This window comes from Gordonia tangerina, assembly GCF_021556435.1.
GTDB lineage: Bacteria > Actinomycetota > Actinomycetes > Mycobacteriales > Mycobacteriaceae > Gordonia > Gordonia tangerina.
Genome location: NZ_JAKGCU010000009.1, coordinates 32,743 through 54,107, shown reverse-complemented (window position 1 = coordinate 54,107; position 21,365 = coordinate 32,743). Strand labels below are relative to the sequence as shown.

Annotated in this window: 20 protein-coding genes; 6 read left to right on the top strand and 14 right to left on the bottom strand. The window is 66.8% G+C overall.

The window, feature by feature from the left end; all coding sequences use genetic code 11:
* Nucleotides 1-137: 137 nt before the first annotated feature.
* The 12 genes from L1892_RS11910 to L1892_RS11860 all read right to left on the bottom strand — a co-directional run bounded on the left by L1892_RS11910 (nucleotide 138) and on the right by L1892_RS11860 (nucleotide 11,692).
* On the bottom strand, nucleotides 138-4,172 hold the full coding sequence (locus L1892_RS11910) for a phage tail tape measure protein (protein WP_235723807.1): 4,035 nt from the start codon (nucleotides 4,170-4,172) through the stop codon (nucleotides 138-140).
* Between the two features lie 12 nt (nucleotides 4,173-4,184).
* A complete protein-coding gene (locus tag L1892_RS11905; protein ID WP_235723806.1) occupies nucleotides 4,185-4,475 on the bottom strand; it encodes a hypothetical protein in 291 nt (96 codons plus the stop codon).
* A gap of 31 nt (nucleotides 4,476-4,506) precedes the next feature.
* Complete coding sequence (locus tag L1892_RS11900; protein ID WP_235723805.1) at nucleotides 4,507-6,084, bottom strand: phage major capsid protein; 1,578 nt, start codon at nucleotides 6,082-6,084, stop codon at nucleotides 4,507-4,509.
* A gap of 15 nt (nucleotides 6,085-6,099) precedes the next feature.
* Nucleotides 6,100-6,639 (bottom strand): HK97 family phage prohead protease, encoded by a 540-nt coding sequence (locus L1892_RS11895; RefSeq protein ID WP_235723804.1) that lies wholly within the window; start codon nucleotides 6,637-6,639, stop codon nucleotides 6,100-6,102.
* Nucleotides 6,640-6,775: 136 nt separating this feature from the next.
* On the bottom strand, nucleotides 6,776-7,027 hold the full coding sequence (locus L1892_RS11890; protein WP_235723803.1) for a hypothetical protein: 252 nt from the start codon (nucleotides 7,025-7,027) through the stop codon (nucleotides 6,776-6,778).
* A gap of 96 nt (nucleotides 7,028-7,123) precedes the next feature.
* On the bottom strand, nucleotides 7,124-7,405 hold the full coding sequence (locus L1892_RS11885) for a hypothetical protein (protein ID WP_235723802.1): 282 nt from the start codon (nucleotides 7,403-7,405) through the stop codon (nucleotides 7,124-7,126).
* A 205-nt stretch (nucleotides 7,406-7,610) separates the two neighbouring features.
* Nucleotides 7,611-8,021 carry a hypothetical protein gene (locus L1892_RS11880; RefSeq protein WP_235723801.1) on the bottom strand — a complete coding sequence of 137 codons (411 nt, stop codon included), beginning with the start codon at nucleotides 8,019-8,021 and terminating at the stop codon, nucleotides 7,611-7,613.
* A gap of 3 nt (nucleotides 8,022-8,024) precedes the next feature.
* Nucleotides 8,025-9,101: an AAA family ATPase gene (locus L1892_RS11875; protein ID WP_235723800.1), complete on the bottom strand. Its 1,077-nt coding sequence runs from the start codon at nucleotides 9,099-9,101 to the stop codon at nucleotides 8,025-8,027.
* Nucleotides 9,098-9,415: a DUF2742 domain-containing protein gene (locus L1892_RS11870; RefSeq protein WP_235723799.1), complete on the bottom strand. Its 318-nt coding sequence runs from the start codon at nucleotides 9,413-9,415 to the stop codon at nucleotides 9,098-9,100. Before L1892_RS11870 ends, L1892_RS11875 begins: the two co-directional genes overlap by 4 nt.
* A complete protein-coding gene (locus L1892_RS25030; protein WP_372475016.1) occupies nucleotides 9,412-9,591 on the bottom strand; it encodes a DUF6011 domain-containing protein in 180 nt (59 codons plus the stop codon). The genes L1892_RS11870 and L1892_RS25030 overlap by 4 nt, the downstream gene beginning before the upstream one ends.
* A gap of 211 nt (nucleotides 9,592-9,802) precedes the next feature.
* On the bottom strand, nucleotides 9,803-10,003 hold the full coding sequence (locus L1892_RS11865) for a helix-turn-helix domain-containing protein (protein WP_235723798.1): 201 nt from the start codon (nucleotides 10,001-10,003) through the stop codon (nucleotides 9,803-9,805).
* 552 nt (nucleotides 10,004-10,555) lie between these two features.
* Nucleotides 10,556-11,692, bottom strand: coding sequence for a tyrosine-type recombinase/integrase (locus L1892_RS11860; protein WP_235723797.1), 1,137 nt, complete (start codon nucleotides 11,690-11,692; stop codon nucleotides 10,556-10,558).
* 367 nt (nucleotides 11,693-12,059) lie between these two features.
* Between L1892_RS11860 and L1892_RS11855 the strand changes: the two genes are divergently transcribed.
* Nucleotides 12,060-12,710, top strand: coding sequence for a hypothetical protein (locus tag L1892_RS11855; RefSeq protein WP_235723796.1), 651 nt, complete (start codon nucleotides 12,060-12,062; stop codon nucleotides 12,708-12,710).
* Between the two features lie 18 nt (nucleotides 12,711-12,728).
* Here L1892_RS11855 and L1892_RS11850 read toward each other — a convergent pair whose 3' ends face one another.
* Together L1892_RS11850 and L1892_RS11845 are read right to left on the bottom strand one after the other, a co-directional pair.
* Nucleotides 12,729-13,595 (bottom strand): DUF305 domain-containing protein, encoded by an 867-nt coding sequence (locus L1892_RS11850; protein WP_372475006.1) that lies wholly within the window; start codon nucleotides 13,593-13,595, stop codon nucleotides 12,729-12,731.
* A 14-nt stretch (nucleotides 13,596-13,609) separates the two neighbouring features.
* The gene (locus L1892_RS11845; RefSeq protein ID WP_235723795.1) at nucleotides 13,610-14,464 is read right to left on the bottom strand and encodes a thioredoxin-like domain-containing protein; all 855 of its coding nucleotides are present in this window, start codon (nucleotides 14,462-14,464) and stop codon (nucleotides 13,610-13,612) included.
* 179 nt (nucleotides 14,465-14,643) lie between these two features.
* On the opposite strand from L1892_RS11845, the gene argS reads away from it, so the two are divergent.
* Genes argS through thrB form a run of 5 tightly spaced genes read left to right on the top strand, consistent with a single transcriptional unit; the run spans nucleotide 14,644 to nucleotide 21,075 of the window.
* Nucleotides 14,644-16,296, top strand: a complete 1,653-nt coding sequence (argS, locus tag L1892_RS11840; RefSeq protein WP_235723794.1) for an arginine--tRNA ligase — start codon at nucleotides 14,644-14,646, stop codon at nucleotides 16,294-16,296.
* Nucleotides 16,293-17,714, top strand: a complete 1,422-nt coding sequence (gene lysA / locus L1892_RS11835) for a diaminopimelate decarboxylase (protein ID WP_235723793.1) — start codon at nucleotides 16,293-16,295, stop codon at nucleotides 17,712-17,714. Before argS ends, lysA begins: the two co-directional genes overlap by 4 nt.
* Nucleotides 17,711-19,021: a homoserine dehydrogenase gene (locus tag L1892_RS11830; protein WP_235723792.1), complete on the top strand. Its 1,311-nt coding sequence runs from the start codon at nucleotides 17,711-17,713 to the stop codon at nucleotides 19,019-19,021. The genes lysA and L1892_RS11830 overlap by 4 nt, the downstream gene beginning before the upstream one ends.
* On the top strand, nucleotides 19,014-20,093 hold the full coding sequence (gene thrC, locus L1892_RS11825; protein ID WP_235723791.1) for a threonine synthase: 1,080 nt from the start codon (nucleotides 19,014-19,016) through the stop codon (nucleotides 20,091-20,093). The genes L1892_RS11830 and thrC overlap by 8 nt, the downstream gene beginning before the upstream one ends.
* Nucleotides 20,074-21,075, top strand: a complete 1,002-nt coding sequence (gene thrB / locus L1892_RS11820) for a homoserine kinase (protein ID WP_372475005.1) — start codon at nucleotides 20,074-20,076, stop codon at nucleotides 21,073-21,075. Before thrC ends, thrB begins: the two co-directional genes overlap by 20 nt.
* Nucleotides 21,076-21,365: the final 290 nt, after the last annotated feature.

Genomic DNA, 21,365 nt, shown 5'->3' with positions numbered 1-21,365 from the left:
CACTGGAGTCTCCGTCGGTGGTTTGGGTTCCGCGGTGTCCGGGCGCAGGTCGGGCCTCTCCGAGAAAGGTCGGGTCGTGGGCTCGCCTTGGCCGCATGTTCGGTGGTCGGCTTGACGCTCGGGACACCACGGAGGTTCTATCGGCCGCTCCTGGTGAGGGAGATGCTGGCGTTGCTGGGACCGTCGTCGCGGATGACGACGGTCTTGCCGTCCTTGGTGGCTTGCAGGATCTTGCTGAGCATGTCGAGCAGTGCGTCGGTCTGTTCGCGGGTGGCGTCGGTGAGCCCGGGGATGTCGTTGGCCGAGGTCGACACAGTCGGTGCGAGGTCGCCGAGGGTCCAGTTCCCGGATCGGGCCATGCCGATGTAGGGGCCTGCGATGCTGGCGCCGGCGAACCCCAACCCGGCGCCGAGTGAGAGCAGGTCGTAGAGGTTCTGTGGTGCGCTGGCGTCGCGCGTGTCCGCGGTGTAGCCGCCGAACCCGCCGGATGCGAACCCTCGGACGCCGAGGATGCGGCCGGTCTTGGCCCAGATCTTGAGTGACTCGGGGCGTTTGGATCGGGCGTGCGGGATGTAGGACTCGCCACCGGTCTCGGGTTCGCCCCACAGTCGGTAGTCGCCGGGGCGGACCATCTGCGCGGTGTGGTCTTCGATGCCGCCGTTGGCGAACCGTCGCATGTTTGGTGCGTTCGGGGAGAGGGTGATCGGGTCGCGGCCGCGCATGAGTGGGGTGGTGACGACGACCTCGTCGGTCTTCGGCAGATTGGGACTGTCGGCGACCGCCACGTTCTGGGTGTCGGTGGCCGGGGTCGCGCCGTCGAGGCGGCCGCCGACCACGTACACCTGCTGCACACCCGCGGGGGCCGTGGCCGCTGGACCATTTCCCGGCGCCGGGAAGCTTTGCGTGGTGAGTCCTGCGCGCAGGCCGGCGTCGTCCTCGCGGCCAGGCATGCCCGAACCCCACGGGCTGCCGCCCTCGGCGTTGAAGATACGCGCGGCGACCTCGGCCTGCTGCTCAGGGGTGGCCTGACCTGCCGTCGGGGCGAACTCTGTGCCGCCGTAACCCGACCAGGTGCCCTTGGCGATCTGGAACAGACCTGAGGCTTCGTTGCCGCCGGAGTTGGCGTCCTGGATGCCCTGCACGATCGCCGGGTTGCCGCCGGACTCGCGTTCGATCAGGTGCGCCCACGCCGGATCTGGCGAGGTCCAGGAGCCGTCGGGGTTCTGGGTGAGCGGCACGGTCGATATCGCTGGTCCGGGCGCGGCAGCGGGGGCCGCGGCGGGTGTGGCCTGTCGGCCTAGCGCCCAATGGACGTGATCGGCGTGAGCGGCCATCTGGTCGGCGCCGTAGAACGCGACACCGTCCCCGACGTTGCGCCCATCCTTGATGTTGTGGTTGAACGGCGAATGGATGAGCTCGAGGCTGTCCGGGTAGGTCTGCGCGATCCACGCGGCGATGGCACCCATATTCGATCCGGTGATGTCGATCGCCTTGCCCGCGTTGTGGTAGTCGGCGTGCCCCTCGGTCTGAATGGTGCGGGTGCCCGACGACATGACCGCGTCAGGGAACTGGCCTGACAGCTGGTTCCACATCGACTGCTGCTCAGTCGTAGTCAGACCCGGTGTGGTGACACCGCCGTCGGCGAAGGATGCGAGCCGGTACCCGAACCGGTCGGCCACCTCGGACAGGATGCTGGTGGAGCGGGTGCGCTTACCGGGCGCGAGGGGGATGAATGCCTCACCCTGGGTTTCGGGCTCGGCCCACTGGATCAGACCTCGGCGGCCGCGGGGTGTTTGGATCATGGCCTGGTCGGGCATCGACCCGTCGATACCGCCGTCGGCGTTCTTGAGGACACCGAGCCCTTGGCCGAACGCCGAGTTGGTGGTGACCGAGTTGCCGTTCTCGTCGACGGCGTACACGACGACCTTCGCGGTGCGGGGACGGTTGATGAACTCGTCCATCGTCCGCTCGCCCTGCGCGGTATCGGCGGTCACCCGCACGGTGCCGTCGGGCAGGGTGGTGACCTTGAACCCCAGTTCCTCGAGGTGGGCCTTGGTCTCGGGGCTGTTGTCGTTGATGAGGATGGTCTTCTCGTCGGGGATGCCGATGACCGATGCCGTGAGGATGTCCATGCCGGCGGCGGTGGCGCGTGCTTCGTCGCCGGCCTCGCTGGCCCGGTCGCGCGCGTTCGCCATACCCGGCACCAGTTCGTCGGCGATGTAGTTCGCGGCGCCGTGGGCACTTTCACCCATGTTCGAGATCGCCTCGCCCATGCCCCGGGCTTTGTGACCGGCCGATTCGAGACCCTTGCCGATGCCGTCGAGTCCGGGGATGTGGGAGATCAGACCACCGATGATCGACATGCCTGACCCGATGGATTCGACCAGTTGACCCACCATGTCGCCGATCCCGCCGGTCGCGGTGCCCCACACGTGCAGGAACCCCGCGGCCGTGTTGCCCATCGCGATACCGAAATCTAATGCAGCAGAGACGATGTCGGCGAAGAAGGCGACGAGCTCGTCCTTGTTGTCTGCGATCCCATCCGCGATGTCTGCTGCGATGGGACCGAACGCCTCGGCCATGTCCTGCTTGATGCCGGTGGTGGCTTCCTCGAGCGTGCGGCGTGCCTGTTGCATCGCTGCACCGGGGCCGCTGGCCATCACGTCGGCGGCGCGCTGGGTGGCGCCGGCGGTCTGGCCGAGCTCGTCACGCGCACCCGACAGGTCGAAGTGGTCGAACGCCTCACCGAGGTTTTCCCATTGGGTGCCGAACAGGGCGGCCGCGATCTGGTTTTTCTCGACGCTTGGCGGCATCTCCCGCAGTTTGTCGAGGATCGTGTCGAGGCCGTTGCGGGCGCCCTCGCCGCCCTGGGCGAGCTGGCTGGTGATGTCGCCGACATTCAAGCCGAGACCCTGCAGCGCATCCGCAGTCGACTTCGATCCGTCGGTGGCGCGGACGGTGAACTCTTTGATCGCGTCGGCGGCGACGTCGGTGTCGCGGGCGCCGTTGCGGGTGGCCTGCGCGATCAAACCGAGCGCGGTCTCACCGTCGATGCCGACCTTGCGCCACTGGGTTGAGTACTCGTTGACCGTGTCGAGGAGGTCGTCGGAGATGTTCAGACCGTTCTGACTCGCGGTGACGAGTAGGTCCATCGCCTCGGTGCCATCCTTGACCAGCCCGGTCTTGATGGCCTGACCGGCGGCGCGCGCAGTCTCCGGGATGTCGGTCTTCATCGTCTTCGCCGCCGTCGCGAGTTGCTCGTTGATCGTCTGCAGTTCGGCCTGCGACGCATCGCGTGGGACGAGACCGGTCTGCATGGCCGCGGCGATGGTGTCCATGTTCTCCTGCACCGAGTCGCCGAAGTTGCCCATGTACGCCTCAGACGCGGCCCTTCCGAGGCGTGCGGCAGTCTCCTCGTCGAGCCCGAGTTGAGCCTGGATGAGGTTCTGGTCCTCCTGCCGCTTCGCGCCGTCAGCGATCGACTTCGCCAACAGTGCACCGGCCGCCAGACCCACGACAGCGACACCGGCGATTGCGGCACCGATCGGGCCGCCCTTGCTGCCGATGCTCGCAACCTTCGGCGCAAACCCCGCCATGAAGGAACCGCCGAACTGGGCTCCCGCATTCGACCCGGCATCGCCGAGTTGGCCGAGTTTGTCCATGAACCCGTCGAGTTTCGACCCGTCCGGCATCGCCGTGTCGATCTCTTCGCCGGCGCGACGCATCTCCTGCGCCGCGCGCTGAGCCGCATTCGCGGCCTGCTTCTGCTTCACCGTGTACTGGTCGGCCGCACGCTCAGCAGCCTTGTGGGCGCGCTCAATCTCCTTGTTCGCGTCACTCAACCGCTTCGACGCGCGCACCGCCTGATCAGACTCGGTGCCGTACTTCTTCACCGCGTCGGCATGCCGGTCGGCCGCCAACTTCGCGCGCTCGGTCGCGTCAGTCAGCTTCTGCGCCGCAGCCCGCGACGCCGAGCCCGCCTTGTCCACCTCGGTGCGCACACGCTCATAGGCGTTGGCCGACTTCAGCGCCGACTGCCGCACCTTCTCCGCCGAATCATCGGCAGCCTTACCCATCTGGTCGAGGCCCTGCTTCGACTGCCGCAACCGGTCATCGAAGTCATCGCCGCGAACTGAAAGATCAACATACAAATCTGCGACTTTGTCGGCCACTGTCCGACCGCCTTATCTGTCCTGGGTGGGACAGGTTGACGCACAACCCGAAACGATCCGAAGCTCCGGACCAGCACCGAGATCTGCGAGCGTGACCGCCAGTTCGAACTGGCCGCACAATGCGCAGCGCCCGAACTCGTGCTCGACACGCTCCTCGAGCTGCATCCACGCGGTCGCGTACACCAGATGCTTCGCCTCGAGCTCGGTGAATCCGTACTCAACCATCACCTGAGTCACGAAACCGCCCACGCGTTGCCGCATCTCGCGATGCAGCTCCTCGATCCGTTCCGGGTCGTACGTCACCTGTCCCATTCCTGCCGAATGAGTGAGGGCGTTACGCCGTGGTCGCGATGTTGAGCATCTTGAATGCGCCCGGGTCGACGACCCCGGCACCCGTCCGATAGTGGGCGTACCAGCCGCGCTGACCGGTCGGACGACGGTTTGCGCCGAATAGGTGCGGAACTAGCTCCACTGCCATACCCAAACGGTCAGCGACCACATAGCCGTGGCTGAACGCGCCGAACACCAGGAGGAAGTTGTCGGCGGTCACGGCCGGGTTGATCGTGCCGTCCATCGCTTCGGCTTCGCCGACGGGCTTGCCGAGGAGCATGTCGGGTCGGTCGGCGCCGAGGTATTCCCACAGGCCTGCACCGCCGGAGGTGTCGAACTGTCGGATCTGGCTGTAGATCAGATCGTTCGCGAGCCAGGCGCCGTTCTTGCGGTGTCGAGCAGGCAACGCTGACCGCAGCGCGTGGACGTCCGCGAGTTGGAACGTCTCGGCGGTCGTCGCGTTCATTTCGGCCGAGGTGCCGTCGAGTCCGGTGATGATGCCCTCGGGCTGGGTGGTGCCGTTGCCGGTGACGAACGCCTGAGCCTCGAGTTCGTCCTTACCGAACGCCAGGAGTTTCGCGACCTCCTCGGTTGCGTTCGCGGCGTCGGCGATCGCCTCGATCGAGATCGGGACGAACCCTTGGGCCTTGAAGATGTCGATCTCGGGCTGCGCGAAGGTCGGCGAGTCGTCGGAGACCTCGGTGGCCTCCCCATCCCACGACCACGACACCGCCCCCGCACTGACGCCGTGCCACTTGTCTCCGGTGGCCACGACCTGACGGGCGAACTGCCGGATGTCGTTCTGAGAACCCGCCGAGGTGATGATCACCGTCGGGTCGAGCTGGAACGGCACCAGGTAGCCGCCGTTGGCGTCGGTCAGCGACATTGCGCGCTGCAGCGAGTTCGCGGCGTCCACGGCCTGCGACTCCTCGGCGGTCAGCGTCGCCTGCCGGCCGTTGGCGAGTTTCGTCCACGCACGCAAATACGCAGGGCTCGAAGTGATCAACGCCTGGCGGGCCAGACTGGAGTCTTTGTCGTCAAATTCCTCGATGATCGACGTCGCGGCCTGCCGCACCTTGTCGGACGCACCGCGCATGTTCTCGATCGCCGACAGCGCCCGCCCGCGCAGCTCGGCAGCGAGATCGGTGCTGTCGCGACCCAGAGTGCGGATCTCCGACAGATTCCACGGGTCGCGGCCGGAGCGGGTGCGGTAGTCCTCGACGCTGCCCGGTTCGCGGATCGCATCGCGGTCGTAGCCGCCACCGTTTCCGGCACCGCTGAGGCCGCGATCGATGGTCAGCCCGCCGGCGCCTCGCGTCGCTCCGACAAGCGCGTTGGCGCGCTGCGCGCGGTCGCGGATCTCGGTGATGACCTCGCTGACACGTTCAGCGACCGTCGCGAGGTCGTCAAACGTGGCGGCGTCGTCACCCTGCAGGTCTGTGCCGTTGTCTTCGGCGCGCGTGACCAGAGCGCGGGCGCGGTCACGGGCCTCGCCCTGCAACCGTTCCAGGTCGCTGAGGCTGATGTTCATCGACCAGATCTGATCGACGGTCTTCTTCAGGAGATCTTCGAGCCTGAGCATGGTGGAGCCTCTCTTTCAGAGGTTGAGGAGTCGCAGGCGGGCGGATGCCGCTGCGGTGGAGATGCGTTGGTGGTGGGAGCGCACGCCGGCGATGGCGGCTCCCTCGTAGGCCGGAATGCCGACGAGAGAAACTTCCATCAGAGCGACCTCGGTCATGACGGTGACGTCACCGTCGGAACGGCTGGCGATGGGCCGGAACCCGATCGAGAAGGAGTCGACCGTGCCCGACTTGACGAGTTCGAGTGCATCATCGCCGTCTCGGGTGGCGGCGATCTCGAACGCCGCATGTAGGCCTGCTGCACTCTCTCGGAGCTCGGTCGCCCTGCCGATCGGCAGGCGCTGCCGATCGTGTCCGGTGAATAGCTTCACCTTGTCGCCGCGAGCCTTGATGGTCTTGGCGAATGCGCCTCGTTCGAACGATTCGCGGTAGCCGCCGAAGTCGTTGACGTCGATGACGTCACCGTAGGGAACAGCGAGGCCGAACACGGTGCGGCCTTCGACCTTTTCGACGGGTGCGGATCGAAAGAGGGTGCGCGAGAGAGAATTTCTGCTCATGTAGTCGCCTTTGTCTGCGCATGCGGAATTGAGACCATGCATGGCGACGCGGATTGTCCAGGTTGCCCGTCACTCCCGGGGTCTGGCGTGGTCGGCGATACCGAGCTGTCTTCGACTGTAGCGCATCTCGCGGACATCACGGGTCACCAGCTTCGAGCATGTGCAGAGCAATTGCCTGCAGCCCTGCCACGCCTTCACCGGTCGCGAGTGGGACGGGGGCCATCCGGGCGATGTTCAGGAGTGCCAGGATCATCTCGGTCAGCCGATCGTCACCCTCGGCTTCGAGGAGAACGGCATTGACACCTTCGACGTCATATCGGTGGCGGTGTAGGAACAGTGCGGCGGCGCGCTGGTAGTCGCTGGCGCCGGGGGATCGTGTGACGGTCATCGTGGTGCTCCTGTGGTTGTTGTGTGGTGGAAAAAACGCCGGAGAGAGAGATCGACTGCCCCTGGCCGAGTCAAGGTCCCCACTGATCTGCGATGCCTACCCACCCCCCGGCTCGCTGTCCTGCGTGGTGTCGTCGTCGCCGAGTCGCTGTAGCTCGGCGATGGTGGCCTCGAGGTTGATGCCGTCGCCGTCGATCGCGATCGACAGGGCGTTTGCGAGGTGGTCGACGATGCGGACGAGTTCGCGGCGGTTGAGGCCGGCGGTGTGGATGTCGACGGCTTCGCTGAGGGTGTATCCGTCGAGGTAGTGGGTGGCTGCGTGGATGATGCTGGCGGTTGCGCCGGCGGATTGGCGTGCAGCGGTGGAGCGGCTGGTCATCGGGCGACACCTGTCTTTCGTCGTTGCTTCGTGAGTGCTCTGGCGGCGCGTTTCTCGCGGCGGGCCATCTCGCGGTCGATGCAGCGCGTGCAGGTCCATCGCCATGTGCTGCCCTTGTATGTGCGGCAGGGCGCCTCGCACTGCCGGCACACGAACGGCGTCTCGTCGGAGCGCTCACGAGGATGCGTCGGTGGTGTCGGGTTGGTCATGCCAACTCCAGCGGCCCGTAGGCCTCGACCCGCAGTGTTGCGGCCCTGTCGTCGGCGTACACGCGGTAGTGCCCTCGGTCGGGTTCGTCAGGGTCGGCTGGGCGTCGCGAGGTGAACAGCAGCCGTTCGCCGGGCTGCTCGATGATCGCCTCGAAGGTGTAGTGCACGTGGGTGTGACCGTCGATGATCTCGACCGCTGCGACTGGTCGTCGGTCGCTGTAGTGGGTGAACTCGTGGACGGCTCTCCGGAGGTCGGCGGTGCGGCCGGCGAGTGCTTCGGTCTCGTCGGGGAGGTCGTCGCAGACGCCGTGATCGCCGAGGCGGTCGTCAACCCACTCGTGGCAGGCGACGGTCTGGCGTGCGGCGTGGATGAGGATGTCGGTGGCGAGGTTGGGTGAGATGGTCATCGTTCAGTTCTCCTGGTGTGTAGGGGTGTCCGAAGCGTCCGGTGTGTCCGAAGGCGTTCGGAAAGGGAGGACAGTTGACCTTGGCGTTACTGGTGGGATCGGACATTCGGACGCTTCGGACAGTGATAGGGCGAAGACTCCGCGACCTCGTTTGGTGATCCGACCGCCCTCGACGAGGCGTCGGAGATAGCGGCCGGCGTCGTCGTTCGAGATTCCGAGCGACTCTGCGACGTCCGCGGCGCGTGCCTCGCCTTTCGCGGCAACGATGTCGAGCACCTGCGAGCTCCGATCGCCGAGGTTGGCGCGTTCGCGGCGGATCTCGACGGTGCGGCTGGCGGCTGGGACGTCGATACCGTCGAGAGTCCATCGACCTGAGTCCGTGCGTAGCGCGACCTCGCGTTCCGCGACGTCGCGGCCGGTCACCGACAGGACAGCCTCGTCGGACTGCCGTTTGCGGTTGAGCACCAGGACGTAGTCGGCGCTGCCCGCGATGCCCTGTGTCCCGGACACGGCATCGACGAAGTCTGACGATTCCGCTTTGCGGCTGTGGTGCACCGCGAGGAGCCCTGAGCCCGGGATCTCGTCGACGAGCGCCTTGAGACCGGCGCCGAGTTGGTAGTCGGCGATGTAGGCGTCCTCACCGGCCTTGCGTTGTGGGCGTGCCCGTCCGAGGGTGTCGAGGATGATGAACGGCTGTGAGTCCTGGTGTCGTAGTAGCCATTCGGCGAAGGTGTGGCGCACCATGCCGGGTTCGATGTCGATGAGGACGTCGAGCGCGGCGGGGAGTGCCTGCCCCTCGGCGATGGTGCGGAACCTGCTCTGCAGTCGACGGTGTCCGTCCTCGAGAGCGGCATACAGGACCGGCCGTTGAGCGACGGGTACCTTGCCGAGTGCGCGGCCGCCGGCGGAGACGGACATCGCGATGTTGCCGACGAGCCACGACTTGCCGGCCTTCGGTGGTCCGACGACGAGGCCGAAGCCTTCGCTGATGATGTCGGGCACGACCTCGACGAGCGGGGGGAAGGTCTGGCGGTCGAGCCATTCGGCGCTGACGAGGCTGTGCAGAAGGGTGTCGGTCACGCGCTCACCTCCCGCTTCGCCCATGGGTGCGTGCGCAGCCATTCGTCGCGGCGCCGGATCTCGGATCCGACCCGTGCCCAGTCGGCGGCCTGGGAGACTTCGACCGCGGCAGCCTTCTCGGCGAGGCGACGTTCGTCGATGGACGCCATAGCCTCCTCGAGGACCCAGCGAGTGCCGCAATGCAGGACAGCCAGGAGTTTCGCCGGGTTGTCGTCAGACAGCGCGCACCAGGTGGGCGATCCAGCTATTGGCGCCGGGCCGCCGTGCTCGCCGACGAGACGCTGGACGTAGTTGCGGACTTCGGGGTAGCTCACGCGGGACCACCGGCCTTCGCCGCGCAACCGTTCGTGTCATGACGACGGTCGACCGTGCGGCGCCGGCAGTCAGGGCCGACGCCGAGTGCGCGAGAGCGTTTCGACGTCAGGGGAGCGCCACAGACCCGGCAACGGACAGCGAGGACGAATGTGCCCTCGCGCAACGCGGCCAACATGAGCCTGTCGGCTGGATCGAGATAGGCGTCGAGGTTGATAGACTCGGGGTCGAGCTTCCGTCCGCCATCTGAAGTCTCGCGTCCGCCCCTGGTTGCCCGGCCGGGGGCGGCGGCGTTTCCGGGACTCATTCGACATCACCGCCGACGAGGTCGCCGTCCTCGGTGAGCCCGAGATCGGCGTGATGCTCGAGCTGGTCGTAGTTGGTGTGCCTCATGCTGCGTCACCCCCGACTGGGCGAAGCATGGCGTCGAGGTCGTTAAGGTCGACCTTGATGAGGCGCGGCCCGACGCGATAGGCGGTCAGTCGACCGGCTGCGATGTAGCGGCGGATTGTGCGCGTAGAGACGTCAGCGTATTCGGCGGCGTTGGTGAGTGATTCGAGACGGCGAGAGACCGTCGGCGATTTGGGCATGTGTCAGCTCCATGATTGGACCTGACACTCGCACGCCCATTGAGTGTCGAAACTTCCTCAGCACTGCCGAGGCATTCGCGGGCTCCCGCCTGACGATGCTGCCTACACTACCGCAACCGTGTCGGCTTGAGGCTTCGCTTGTCACGGTGTGTCTCGATATCCAGAACCAATTGAGGGATGCTCACGTGGACAGGTTGGGCGCATCGGCAAGGCAGCCTCAGCGGTGGCGGGGTGTCAGTTCGTAGCGCCGCGTCGAGGATGTCGGAACAAAGGTAGGGGCGGCTCCACCGTTTCGCCCGTTTGTTAATCGCGGTGTCCCGTTGCGCCCGTGACCATTCGGCGGCGAATGAGTCATCGCCGGGTGGATCAATCTCACCGCTGCGCGCTGGGTAATAGTTGTTTCCCGCGGTCTCTGAGACGCGCATGACGAGGGGGTCAGTGTTCCAGACAATGAGAACGTCGCTGCCGCATACAGCGCACACAACGCGATGGCGGCGGTGGGCCTTCTCGCTGTCGGCGATCGCGCGCAGCTGCTCAATCGCGGATTCGATGTCACTCATCATCGTTGCCCTTCGGGCTGCTGGCGAGAGCCGACAACGCGGCAGCCACTTCGGCGTCGCGTCCGCTGACGATCTGCTGGTAGATGAGACTCGCCTTGACGGTCGAGTGCCCGAGCCGCCCCATCGTCTCCACGAGGTTCCCGACGCGGGCAGCCTGGGTGCCGGCGAAGTGGCGGAGGTCGTGCGGACGTAGCCCTTTGCGGCCAATGGCTTCGGCGGCCGGGTCGAAGTAGTCCTTCTGGAAGACTCGCGAGTTCATGTGCCCGCCCCCAGCAGCCGGGAACAGTAACGCATCCCCAGTGCGGCCGACGTTGTCGTCGAGGTGTCTCTGTACGTCGGCGCGTATGTGCGGTGGCACGACTACTGCGCGGCCTCTGCCGGATTTCGGTGTGTCGACGAGGTATTCGCCGTCGCGGCGTGCGACTGCGCGAGAGATGGTGACGACTTCGCAGCCGTCGGAGAAGTCGCGGCGGCGGAGCTCGGACACCTCGCCCCATCGTGCGCCGCACCAAGCGGACAGCAGGATCAGCGCGCGCAGGCGGTCGGGGCGGATCGCAGCAGCCAGAGCCTCGACCTCGGGGATCTCGAGGATGAGAGGGTCGCGGCGCCGGGATGGGTTCATCGCCTTCGGAATCGAGCACGGGTTCGCCGGCATCAGGCCGTCTGCGACCGCGGTGGCGCACGCGGCGTGCAGTAGGCCGTACGCATGGGAGTTGCGTCGGGGGTGGTCGGTTCCGAGGTTGGAGTACCAGGCACGTACAGCGGCAGGGGAGAGGTTGCGGAGCGCGACAGTGCCGATCGTGGGCGCGATGTGGTTGGTGAGCATCGACGTGTAGACGGTGCGAGTGCCGGGCTTGATGCGGCGTTCGGCGATCCACCGCTCGCAGTAGTCGGCGACGGTGACGACCTGGGCTCGTGCGCGGTCTTTCGCCAGTCGCGGTGGCTCCCATGCGTCGAGTTCGATCTTGCGTCGTTCGGTCGCAAGCCAGCCTTCTGCGTCGACTCTGCTCGCGTACGTCGTCGGCCCGGTGTGGCGCTGCAAGTCGGGTCCGATGTAGGACGCCTGGTGGCGGCCGGACGGGAGTCTCCGGATGTATCCCCACCCTCGGTGACCCTTCTTTCCTGCCATCTACCCCATCCTGTCGTGCGATCCGCGTGACTATCCGCGTGTCAATTTGCGTCATCTGGTGACAACGCGTGGCATTAGTGTATCGTGACGTAGCAGCAGGTGAGAGGCGCGAAACGCCAGATCATCGGCTACCAACGGCAGGACCGAAACGGCAAGTTCGAATCCTATCGGGGGCACTGTCACATCGCTGCCGACCTCCGGTCGGTGTGCGCCCACTGTGGTTTGAAAGATTTTTGCGCGGGCGCACTGTCACATCCCTGCCGACCTCCGGTCGGTGTGCGATGCACCTGCACGATGCGAATCAATCTTCGATGAACGTTGCCCGGTTTGCCGCGCCGAATCGGGGTCCGCACCGCAAGATTCACCTATGACTACACAAGTCGCCGCTACCGGACCGGATCGGTACTTCGCGGCCACCGTCGACAAGCAGTGCTGGGGATTCATGATCGGATCCGCATTGTTCGCGCTCGGGTCGGCACCGGGGTTCGTTGCATGGGCGGGTTCGTCAGCCGCAAATGTGAGTTTCTTCGTGGGTGCCTGGTTCTTCACCGGTGCTGCGCTGATCCAACTGGTGCTCAGTGGCGACGCCACCACCGAGGTATCCGGGCGAAAACACATTCGCACCGAATGGCTTTCGTCGGCAACGCAGTTCGGTGGAACCCTGTTGTTCAACGTGAGCACCGCAGCGGCTCTGCACGCGGACACCGTCGTGCAGGAGAGGCGGCAGGTCTGGACGCCGGACGCTGCGGGATCGGTCGCCTTCTTGGTGAGCGGGGTGCTCGCGGTGCTGGTGTTCGCCCACGCGGTGCGGATCTGGGCGCCGGGACGACGAGAGTGGTGGGCGGTGCAGATCAACCTGCTCGGCTGCATCGCCTTCGGGGTCTCCGCGGTCGGCGCATACGTGGATTCCACCGGGGTGGTGATCAGCCAGTCGGTCGCCAACACCGGGACGTTCGTCGGGGCGGTGTGCTTCTGGCTGTCCGCCGCCCTGACGCTTCCGCGCTGGGACCAGGATTGACCGTCGGTCACGTCCGATTCAGTTCATCGGCAGGGGCTGTGCGCCACGTTCGCCGATCATCGCGGTGAGGATCGCGATCTCCTTGGTCTGAGTGCGCTGCATGCCGGCGGCGAGGGCACGAACGTAGTCCTCGGAGACCTGGTCGGGGTCGGTCGCGTACTCCATCATCTCGATCCCGCCCTCGTGATGGCGCAGCATGAGCTGCAGGAAGTAGACGTCGGTGTCGGCGCCCTGTGTCGACCGCAAGCGGTCCATCTCGGCCGGGGTGGCCATCCCGGGCATCGGGGGTTCGGCGTATGGAACTGCGGGCATCGCATCCTCGGGCGCCATGCCTGCGCCGTCGTGCGCCGCGGAATGCTCGTCGGAGGTGCCGTGCTCGTGCCCGTCGGAGGTGCCGTGGTCGTGCGGGGTGCCCGACGACGCCGCCGAGTCGCTCATCTCGTGACCCATCCACGCCATCGGGCTGCTCGGGTTGATCAGAGGTTGACCCCACCTCGTCAGCCACGACTGCATCTGCCCGATCTCGTTGCTCTGCGTGGTCAGGATGTCGAAGGCCATGCTGCGGACCTGCGGGTCGGTACCGTTCTCGAGTTCGATCGCCGCCATCTCGACTCCCTGCTCATGGTGGCGGATCATGTCCTGGGCGAACCCGACCGCAGCGGAATCGGTCGCGGGCGCCGCGTCGGACTCCGCGTCGTCGCTGTGCAGCATGGACGCGATAAGCAGGCCCAGCCCCATCCCCACGAGGAGCACAGCCACCGTGGCCAGGGTGCTCAGCAACATCCTGCGTGATGCGGCAGCTGATTCCGGATCGGGTGCCCGGTCCTCGCGGTCGGTTCCGTGGGCATCGTGCGCCCCGTCGTTCATACCGTCACCGTCGGTCATACCGTCACCGTCGGTCATGGCGTACCCGTTGCGTCGGTCGGCGCCTGTGCGCCGGTGCCCATGTCCTGACCGGCGCCCGACGTCGCGCCGGTCCCGTCCATCTGCACGGCGTCAGGGCCGGGTTGGCCCTCGTCGGCAGCCGGCGGGTCGCTGGGGTCGAAGGCCCCCGGGATGGCGGCACAGGCGGCCTGCGTCTCGGGGAACGCCGCGGCGGCCGGATTCTCTGAGTAGACGCCGGGCGTGGTGTTGCGTCGCAAGGCGGTGATGAACTGGTCGACGCGCGGATCGTCGGCGGTATCGAGCTTCAGCTGATGTCCCCAGCTCTGCAGTGAGATCGCCTGGTCCAGGCCCGGATACGGCGACATGAACAGGAACTGTTCACCAATGACCTTCTTCGTCAGCACGTCGAGGTCCGCGTCGCTGATCGTGTCCGGGTTGTAGGCGATCCACACCGCGCCGTGCTCGAGCGCATGTACGGCGTTCTCCGAGCGCAATGCGTCCGGGTACACGATGCCGGTGCAGGTGGCCCAGACCTCGTCGTGCGGGCCGCCGAATGGCGGCGACTGGTCGTAGGCCACGCGCTGGTCGGCCCGCACGTGCTGAGCGGCCTGGTAATAGATCTTGGTGACGCCATCGATCGCGTCGGACGGGTCCGGGTTCTGCGCCGATGGCACGAACTCCGCAACCGTCTGCGGTTTGAGTTCTTGGGCTTCCTGCTGGTCGCGGAACTTCGGCAGCAGGTACCAGATCAGACCACCGATCAGCGCGAGCACCAGCACGATGGCCCCGACGATCATCCAGTCGATGCCGCGCCGGGCACCCGATCCTCGGCCGGCCTTGGGGACGTTGGCTCCCGGGGTGCGCGCCATAGCTCTCTTTCACCGATCTCATTCGCCGCCGAACGTCGATCTCCCCGCGGCGGCGGGGAGATCGGCACAGCGACGGCCAGTCTACGCAACGTCGGAAATGCCGGTTTTCGCCCACGCGCACGCCGGGCAGGCGGAGGCGATTATCCCTGCGGGGACATGGGCCAATAGGATGATGTTCCGTGACTCCCGCCGACCTCGCTGCGCTGCTGCGCACGGTGACCGTGACCGTCGTCCGCGACCGCGGGCTCGATGATGCGGCCGTGCCCGAATCCGTCGTGGTCGAGCGGCCGCGCCACGCTGACCACGGCGATTATGCGACCAACATCGCGCTGCGGCTCGGCAAAAAGCTCGGTGTGGCACCGCGCGACCTCGCCGGCTGGCTGGCCGACGCGTTCGCCGCTACCGACGGCATCGCGAAAGCCGAGGTCGCCGGGCCGGGCTTTGTGAACATCTGGCTGGCGGCAGCCGCGCAGAATTCCGTGGTCGCCTCGGTGTTGGACAGTGCCGCGGGCTACGGCCGGGGCGACGATCTCGCCGGACGACGCATCAACCTCGAGTTCGTGTCGGCCAATCCGACCGGGCCCATCCATCTGGGCGGCACCCGGTGGGCGGCTGTCGGCGACGCCCTCGGCAGAGTACTCGCGGCACGCGGCGCCGCGGTCACCCGCGAGTACTACTTCAACGATCACGGCACGCAGATCGATCGCTTCGCCCGTTCACTGGAGGCGTCGGCACGTGGGGAGGCCACCCCGGAGGACGGCTATGCCGGCGACTACATCGCCGAGATCGCGGCCTATGTTCTCGCGCAGGTGCCTGATGTGCTCGACCAGCCCGATGCGCAGCGGCTCGAGACGTTCCGGTCCGTCGGGGTCGAGTCGATGTTCGACCACATCAAGACCAGCCTGCACGACTTCGGCACCGACTTCGACGTCTACACCCACGAGAACAAGATGTTCACGTCCGGGCTGGTCGACGAGTGTATCGGCGAGTTGAAGGCCAACGGCAACCTCTACGAGGCCGACGGCGCCTGGTGGCTGCGGTCCAGCGACTTCGGCGACGACAAAGACCGCGTGGTCATCAAGAGCGACGGCGACGCCGCCTATATCGCCGGTGACATCGCGTACTACAAGGACAAGCGCAACCGCGGCTTCGACCTCTGCATCTACATGCTCGGCGCCGATCATCACGGCTACATCAGCCGATTGAAGGCCGCGGCGGCGGCGCTCGGTGACGACCCGGCGAGCGTCGAGGTGCTCATCGGCCAGATGGTCAATCTGGTCCGCGACGGCACACCGGTGCGCATGAGCAAGCGGGCGGGCACCGTCATCACCCTCGACGACCTCGTCGACGCGGTGGGAACCGACGCCGCACGATATGCGCTGATCCGCTCGTCGGTCGACGTCAACATCGACATCGACCTCGACTTGCTGCGCAAGCAGTCCAACGACAATCCGGTGTACTACGTGCAATACGCACACGCCCGGTTGTCGGCGTTGTCGCGCAACGCCGCCGATCTGGGGTTGACGATGTCGACCTCGCATCTGGATCTGCTCGACGACCCCGCCGAAGGCGACCTGATCCGCACCATCGGCGACTTCGACGAGGTGGTGGCGACCGCCGCGGAACTGCGTGAACCACATCGGATCTGTCGGTACCTGGAGAGTCTCGCCGGCGCCTATCACCGGTTCTACGCCCGGTGCCGTGTGCTCCCGCAGGGCGACGAACCCGCCGCCGACATCCACGCCGCGCGGCTGGCGTTGTGCGATGCGACCCGTCAGGTGATCGCCAACGGGCTCGACCTGGTCGGCGTCAGCGCACCGGAGCGGATGTGAACGCGCACCCCGCCGGACCCCGGCATGCCGAGATGTTGGCCGCACCGCATCTCGCCGAGCGGCCCAGCGACCCCGCCGAACTCGCGAAGATCCCGGCGCACGTGTGGCCGCGCAATGCTGCGCGTCGCGACACCGGTGAGGTCGAGATCGCCGGAGTCGGCGTGGCGCAACTCGCCGACACCTACGGCACTCCGCTGTTCATCGTCGACGAGGCGGACTTTCGATCCCGCTGCGCCGACATGCTCGCGGCGTTCGGCCCCTACGGCCGCGTGCACTACGCGTCGAAAGCCTTCCTGAGTACCCAGATCGCCCGGTGGGTGGACGAGGAGGGGCTGTCGCTGGACGTGTGCACCGGCGGTGAGTTGGCCATCGCCCGGCACGCCGGTTTCCCGCCGGAGCGAATCGCCCTGCACGGCAACAACAAGAGCGTCGAGGAACTGGCGCTGGCACTCGACATGGGAGTCGGGCACATCGTTCTCGATTCGATGGTCGAGATCGAGCGGCTCGACGAGCTCGCCGGTGCGCGCGGGGTGGTCGCCGATGTACTCGTCCGGGTCACCGTGGGTGTGGAGGCCCACACCCACGAGTTCATCTCGACCGCGCACGACGACCAGAAATTCGGGTTTGCGCTTGCCGGGGGAGTGGCGATGGCGGCCGTGCGCCGGGTCTTCGCCACCGACAACCTGCGCCTGGTGGGTCTGCACAGCCACATCGGCTCGCAGATCTTCGACATGGACGGCTTCGAGGTCGCTGCCCACCGCGTCTTGGGCCTGCTCAAAGACGTCGTCGCCGAATTCGGTGTCGACAAGACGTCCCAGCTGTCGATCGTCGATCTCGGTGGCGGACTGGGTATCTCGTATCTCCCGGAGGACGACCCGCTGCCGATCGGTGACGTCGCGGAGACTCTCGCCGACATCGTGCGGCGCGAGTCGGCCGCCGTCGGCCTCCCGATGCCCACCCTCGCCGTGGAGCCGGGTCGCGCGATCGCCGGACCCGGGACGGTCACCCTGTACCGCGTGGGCACGGTCAAGGATGTGACGGTCGGCAAGAACCTCACCCGCCGATACGTCTCCGTCGACGGTGGCATGAGTGACAACATCAGGACCGGGCTGTATCAGGCCGAATACGACATTCGCCTGGTGTCGCGGGTCTCCGAGGCGCCCGCAGTGGTCAGTCGGGTGGTCGGTAAACACTGCGAGAGCGGCGATATCGTGATCAAGGACTGTTGGCTGCCGGGCGATGTCGGTCCGGGCGACCTCGTCGCCGTCGCCGCAACCGGGGCGTACTGCTATTCGATGTCGAGCCGCTACAACATGGTGTTGCGTCCCGCAGTGACCTCGGTGCGCGCCGGATCGGCCCGAATGATGTTGCGCCGTGAGACCATCGACGACTTCCTCGCCTTGGAGGTGACCGAATGAACCCGACCCCAGATCGCACCATCGGCGTGGCCGTGCTCGGCATGGGAAATGTAGGTGCCGAAGTGGTGCGCATCATCGCCGACAATGCCGATGATCTGCGATCCCGCGTGGGTGCGCCGGTGGAGTTGCGCGGCGTGGCGGTGCGCGACCTGAGCAAACCCCGCAAGGTCGCCCAGGAGCTGCTGACCGACGATCCGGACGCGCTGGTGGCCCGCGACGACGTGGACATCGTGGTGGAACTCATGGGCGGGATCGACCCGGCCCGCGGTCTCATCCGTACGGCACTGGAGCACGGCAAGTCGGTGGTCACCGCGAACAAGGCGCTGTTGGCCGAGTACACCGGCGAACTCGCCACCGCGGCAGCCGATGCGAAGGTGGATCTGTACTTCGAGGCAGCCGTCGCCGGCGCGATCCCGGTGGTGCGCCCGCTGATGCAGTCGCTGGCCGGTGACACCGTCGAACGGGTGGCCGGAATCGTGAACGGCACCACCAACTTCATCCTCAGTGCGATGGACGAGACGGGCGCCGACTACGCCGACACCCTGGCCGAGGCCGGCCGACTCGGATACGCGGAGGCCGACCCGACGGCCGACGTGGAGGGCTACGATGCCGCCGCCAAGGCGGCCATCCTCGCGTCCATCGCCTTCCATACCCGGGTCACCGCGGCCGACGTGCACCGCGAGGGCATCACCTCGGTCTCCGCGGCCGACCTGGTCGCGGCGAAGAAGTTCGATTGCACGGTCAAGCTGCTGTCGATCTGTGAGCGCGTCCACGACGCGGACGGGCGGCAGCGGATCTCGGCGCGCGTGTACCCGGCCCTGATTCCGCTGACCCACCCGTTGGCCACCGTCAGCGGAGCGTTCAACGCGGTTGTGGTGGAAGCCGAGAACGCCGGGCGACTGATGTTCTACGGTCAGGGTGCCGGTGGCGCACCCACCGCGTCGGCGGTGTTGGGCGACATGGTGATGGCGGCGCGCAACAAGGTGCACGGTGGTCGCGGCCCGCTGGAGTCGACGTACGCGTCGCTCCCGATCGCGCCGGTCGACGATGTGCCGACGCGCTACTACATCTCGATGAAGGTGGCCGACCGGGCCGGGGTGCTGGCGCAAGTCGCCGGCGAGTTCACCAAGCGGTCGGTCTCGATCGCCGCGGTCCGGCAGGAGGGTGCCGGCGACGACGCGCGGCTGATCCTGATGACGCATCGCGCACCCGACCGGGCGCAATCGGAATGCGTTGCCGCACTCGAAGACATGGATGCAGTGCTCAAAGTGTCGAGCGTTCTGCGATTGGAAGGAACCGATGACTGACGTGACCCCGGTGCACCGGCAGTGGCCCGGATTGATCGAGGCCTACCGTGATCGACTCCCGGTCGGTGACGACTGGCGCGTCGTCACCCTGCTGGAGGGTGGGACGCCGCTCATCGCCGCGCCGCACCTGTCGGAGATCACCGACTGCGAGGTGTACCTCAAGGTCGAGGGGCTCAACCCGACCGGGTCGTTCAAAGACCGCGGGATGACCATGGCCGTCAGTACCGCGGTCAACAACGGCAAGACCGCCGTGTTGTGCGCATCGACCGGCAACACCTCGGCGTCGGCTGCCGCATACGCCACGCGGGCCGGGATCACCTGCGCGGTGCTGATCCCCGAGGGCAAGATCGCGATGGGCAAGCTTGCGCAGGCCGTCATGCACGGTGCCAAGATCATCCAGGTCCAGGGCAACTTCGACGACTGCCTGGAGCTCGCACGTAAGGCGACCGCCGAGTTCGGCGAGATCGAACTGGTCAATTCGGTCAACCCGTCCCGGATCGAGGGGCAGAAGACCGCCGCGTTCGAGATCGTCGACGTGCTCGGTCGCGCTCCCGACGTCCACGCGCTTCCGGTGGGCAATGCGGGCAACATCACCGCGTACTGGAAGGGCTACACCGAGTACCACCGCGACGGTGTGAGTGGGTCGGTACCGCGCATGCTGGGTGTGCAGGCCGCCGGGGCCGCGCCGTTGGTCGATGGTGCACCGGTCAAGGAGCCGGAGACCATCGCCACCGCCATCCGGATCGGTTCGCCGGCGAGCTGGAACCAGGCGGTCGCCGCCAAGGAGGAATCCTCCGGACAGTTCCGGGCCGCCACCGACGAGAAGCTGCTCGAGGCCTATCGTCTCATCGCCGGGCGCGAGGGTGTGTTCGTGGAGCCGGCATCGGCGGCCGGTGTCGCAGGTCTGCTCGCCGCACGCGCCGACGGCTGGGTCGCGGCCGGCTCGACGGTGGTCTGCACGGTGACCGGTAACGGTCTCAAGGATCCGGACACCGCGCTGTCCGGGATGCCGGAAGTGGAGGCGATCCCCGTGGACCCGGTGGCCGTGGCCGATGCGCTCGGTGTCCGCTGAGTCCCCGGGTGTGGACACCGCGATGACCGATGAGACGGCCGTCAGTGACGCCAGAGTGCTGATCCCCGAAGGAATTTCGGTGCGCGTGCGGGTTCCCGCGTCGAGCGCGAACCTGGGGCCGGGATTCGACTGCCTGGGCGTGGCGCTGGGGATCTACGACGAACTGATCGTGGAGACGACCGCATCCGGGGTCGAAGTCGAGGTGATCGGCGAAGCCGCCCTGGAGGTCCCGCGTGACGCCTCACATCTGGTGGCGCGCGCCATCTTCCGCGGCCTCGATGCGGCAGGTGCGGTGGCCGGTGGGTTGAAGCTGCGGTGTGTCAACGCGATTCCGCATTCACGCGGATTGGGGTCCTCGGCGGCCGCGGCCGTCTCCGGTCTCGCCGCGGCCTCGGGCCTGTTGGAAGGTGCGGGGGTGCGCGACGCCTTCGACGCCGACGAGATGGTGCAGCTGTCCTCGGAATTCGAAGGACACCCGGACAATGCGGCCGCAAGTGTGCTCGGTTCGGCCGTGGTGACCTGGATCGAACATGGGGCCCACCAGAACCGCTACCGCGCACGACGACTGGTGGTGCACCCGGACATCACTGCGACGGTGTTCGTGCCCGATACCGAGTCGTCGACCTCGGTGACGCGTGGCCTGCTGCCGGAATCGGTGCCGCGACGCGATGCGGTGTTCAACGTCAGCCGTGCGGCGTTGGCCGTGGTGGCGCTCACCTCCGATCCCACGGCATTGTTCGCCGCCACCGAGGATCGACTGCATCAGGACTACCGGGCCGACGCGATGGCCCCCACCGCCGGCCTCGTTGCGCAACTGCGCGCACGTGGCCTGGCTGCGACCGTCTCCGGCGCTGGGCCCACCGTGCTCGTGTTGTCGGCCGGACCGGTTCCCGCAGACGCGCGCGACATCGCGCTTGCTTCCGGATACGTACCGTCGACGGTGGCCATCGCCGGGGGAGTCGAGATCACGCGGCCATCCTGAGGCCCTACATCCGATGCGTGTCCGATCCGACGCGCGTCCGATGCGGTTGTGCCGACAGAGACGACTCGGGTCGTCGCGCATGAGCGAGCTGTGGGGCATCGGGAAGAATTGGAACCGTCGGTATGTTGCCCGTATCATCCGGACGAGTTACGATGAACGGGTCTAGCCGCGCAGGCTTGTCTTGCCGTGCTCCTCTCCGATCTACGATCCAGGCTGCTGGCCCGGTGCCGGTCGCATGATCTTCTGTCAGGAGTCGCCGAGCACGTCCATCGGACACACCGGAGCGGACC